3 protein-coding genes and 1 pseudogene are annotated in these 3,286 nt (G+C 71.1%); 1 reads left to right on the top strand and 3 read right to left on the bottom strand.

Annotation, left to right across the window (positions count from 1 at the left end; genetic code table 11):
• From AOZ13_RS15140 to btuC, 3 genes are all read right to left on the bottom strand, one after another.
• Positions 1–523 (bottom strand): thermonuclease family protein (locus tag AOZ13_RS15140; protein ID WP_234402887.1); only part of this gene is annotated, 523 nt, incomplete at its 3' end.
• 248 nt (positions 524–771) lie between these two features.
• Entirely contained in the window at positions 772–1,950 is a 1,179-nt protein-coding gene (locus AOZ13_RS13210; protein WP_021780830.1) for a heme ABC transporter ATP-binding protein, read from the bottom strand.
• Positions 1,950–2,969 (bottom strand): vitamin B12 ABC transporter permease BtuC, encoded by a 1,020-nt coding sequence (gene btuC, locus AOZ13_RS13215; RefSeq protein WP_049934131.1) that lies wholly within the window; start codon positions 2,967–2,969, stop codon positions 1,950–1,952. The genes AOZ13_RS13210 and btuC overlap by 1 nt, the downstream gene beginning before the upstream one ends.
• A 59-nt stretch (positions 2,970–3,028) precedes the next feature.
• Here btuC and AOZ13_RS13220 point away from each other — a divergent pair.
• Positions 3,029–3,286 (top strand): annotated as a pseudogene (locus AOZ13_RS13220) (hypothetical protein); the annotation flags it as partial.

Consider the following 3,286-nt stretch of genomic DNA (forward strand, 5'->3'; position numbering starts at 1 on the left):
CGCGCTCGACGAGCGCCGCGTCGTGGTTCGTCCCGTTCACGTAGACGTAGGCGAGCAGGCGTCCGTAGTACCCGCGTCGGTCGGTGTCCGAGTCGAACGCGAGCGTGACGTTCGCGCCCGCGAGGCGAGCCGCGGTGTAGTCGCTCGCGTGGTGGCCCCACTCGCGGAGGCAATCCCGGCCGGCGCTCGTGTTCGGGACGCCGCGGAACTCCCCCGGTGCGTTCTCGACCCATACCTCGGGCGTGTCGACGCCGACCATCCGGACCGTTTCCTCGGTGCCGTTGGCGAGTCGGACGTCCACGGTGTCGCCGTCGGCGACGTCTACAACGGTGGCGTTCAGCGTCGTCTCGAACGCCGCCGGATCGTTCGCGTTCGCCCCTGTCGCATCGCTCGCGTTCGCGTTCGCCACCGGCGTCTCCCCGATCGCGCTCGCCGTGTCCGTCCCACTCGTCCCGTGTGTCGCACATCCCGCCAGCGCACAGCAGAGACAGAGGACGAGCGCGATCTCGATTTCGCGTCTCACGCCGGACGTTTCGCGTCGCGTCCCTTAACGCCGCCGGCCGCGACGTTTCCGCCGGCCGCGACGTTTCCACAGGAGCGGGGAGCATCGCCGCGACGAGCACGATCGCGGCGACGACGCTCGCTCGTCCCTCCGTCCCGTCGTCGGATCGGAAACGCCGACAACCCGACCATATGCCGACAACCCGACCATATGCCGACAACCCGACCACATACCGACAACCCCGCCACGTGCCGACAACCCCGCCACGGCTACTCGCTCTTCGTGCCGCTCGCGGCCGGCGCGGCCGTGTCGCCGATCGCGTCTGCGACGGCCGTCCGGATCCGCGTCGGTGAGGCGTCCGCCGGTACGGTGACGCACGCTGCCGCGAGCGACGCGAGGCGTCCGTTCGCGCCGGCGTCTTCGGCCGACGTGGGCACGACGACCGTTTCGGCGTCACGACAGCGCGCCGCGGCCGCCTCGACGGCGTCATCCTCCACGCCCCCGAACGGCGGCGTCGTCACGGCGGGACAGTCGAGGCGTCGCGCGGCCTCGTGATCCATGCTCCCATCGACGACCGGCCCGACGGTGACGCGGTAGCCGGCTTCGACGAGCGGTTCGAGGAGGCCGACGGCGGCGTCGCCGGAACCGAGGACGTGGACGTGTGCGTCGGCGTCGCCGGGGTGGGTGAGCGCCGTGACCGCCGGCGTGCCGGTCACGGGGTCGGTGCCGACGGCGGCGGACGCGTCGAAGGCGTCGCGGAGCGTGTCGCTCGTCACGACCTTTTCGGGCGGGCCGTCGGCGTGGACTCGCCCGTCCGAGAGGACGACGAGTCGATCGCAGTAGCGCGCGGCGAGCGGGAGGTCGTGAATCGCGGCGACGGCGCGCCGGCCGTCGTCGACGAGCCCGCGCACCAGATCGAGCGTTCGGATCTGGTGGTTGACGTCGAGACCCGCGGTCGGCTCGTCGAGCAGCGTCACCGGCGTGTCCTGTGCGAGCGCGCGAGCGAGGAGGACGCGCCGGCGTTCGCCACCGCTGAGTGCCGTCACCGGTCGATCGGCGAACTCGGCGAGTTCGCAGCGCTCGATGGCGCGTTCCACCCGTGCCGCGCCGTCAGCGTCGTCGCCGGGGCGTACCCGCGAGCGGTGCGGGTGACGGCCCATCGCGACGACGTCGCGGACGGGGAAGTCGAAGGAGAACGCGCTCGACTGGGGGACGACGGCGACGCGTCTGCTCGCGGCCTTCGAGCCGAGCGCGTGGATGTCGTCGCCGTCGACGCGTACGGTCCCCGAGTCGGGCGTGAGGTAGCCCGCGAGCGTCCGCAGGAGCGTCGTCTTCCCGGCCCCGTTCGGCCCGACGAGACCGACGAGTTCGCCCGACTCGACGGCCAGCGAGACGTCGTCGAGGATCCCCACTCCGCCGAGGGAGACGTCGAGACCGTTCGCACGCATCAGAGTTCGTGCACCTCGCGTTTGCGGAGGAGATAGAGGAAGAAGGGCGCGCCGACGAAGGCGGTGACGACGCCGACCGGGAGACCGGCCGCTCCGAGGCGCGCGAACGTGTCGACGGCGACGAGGAACACGCCGCCCGCGAGCGCGCTCGTGGGGAGGAGGATGCGATGATCGGGACCGACGAGGAGGCGCATCACGTGCGGGACGACGAGACCGACGAATCCGATGACGCCGACGTACGCGACGCAGGCCGCGGTGACGATCGCGGAGACGGCGAGGAGGACGCGCTTCGTGCGCTCGACTTCGATCCCGAGCGCGTGGGCGTCCTCCTCGGAGAGGAGGAGGACGTTCAGGTCGCGGGCGTACGCGAGCAGGACGATGATCCCCGCGAGAACGACCGGGAGGGCGAGCGTCACTTCGTGCCAGTAGGTGTCTCGGAGGCTCCCCATCAGCCAGACGATGGCCTCGCGGAGGCTGTGCTGGTCGGTGCGGACGAGGAGGAAGCTGACGACGGCGCCGAGGAACGTCTGGACGGCGACGCCGGCGAGGAGGAGGGTGGCGACGGGCGTCCGGCCGCCCTCGGTGGCGATGGCGTAGACGCCGAATCCGGCGAGCAGCGCGCCGCAGAACGCGGCGGCGGGGAGTCCGAACGGGAGCGCGAGACCGGCGGCGATGACGACGACGGCCCCCGCGGCCGCGCCCGAGGAGACGCCGATGATCGCGGGATCGGCCATCGGATTGCGGAAGAACCCCTGCATCACGGTGCCGGCGCTGGCGAGACCCGCGCCGACGACGGCGCCGAGGACGATGCGCGGGAGGCGGAGGTGGACGACGACGAAGGGGTAGGGGTCGGGTACCGCGACGCCGGTATCGATCCCGGCGGCGTTCAGGGCGCTCGCGACGACGAATCGCGGCGGGATGTGGATCGTCCCGAGCGCCGCGCCGGCCGTACAGACCGCGACGAGTAGCGCGGCGAGCGCGCTCGTCCACGCGGCGACGCGGAGCCGACCCAGTGGCATCGGTGACAAGTCGACTTGCAGTAGATAAATACTTATTGAACAGGCGGTGACGGGGAAGCGTGAATCGAACGCTGAGTCTCGTCGTGCTCGTCGTCCTCGCGGCCGTCGTCGGAGCGTCCGGCGGCGCGCTCGCGACGACGGCGGATGACACGCCGTCGGCCATCGATGCGCCGACGGCCGCGACGAACAACACGAGTGGGGGGAATACGACTGACACCACCACGACCGAGACCAACACAACTGATACCAATACGACCGAGATCAGCATCACTGACACGAACACTACCGACGCCAACGCTACCGACGCCAACGCTACC

The sequence above is a fragment of the Halarchaeum acidiphilum MH1-52-1 genome (assembly GCF_000474235.1).
GTDB lineage: Archaea > Halobacteriota > Halobacteria > Halobacteriales > Halobacteriaceae > Halarchaeum > Halarchaeum acidiphilum.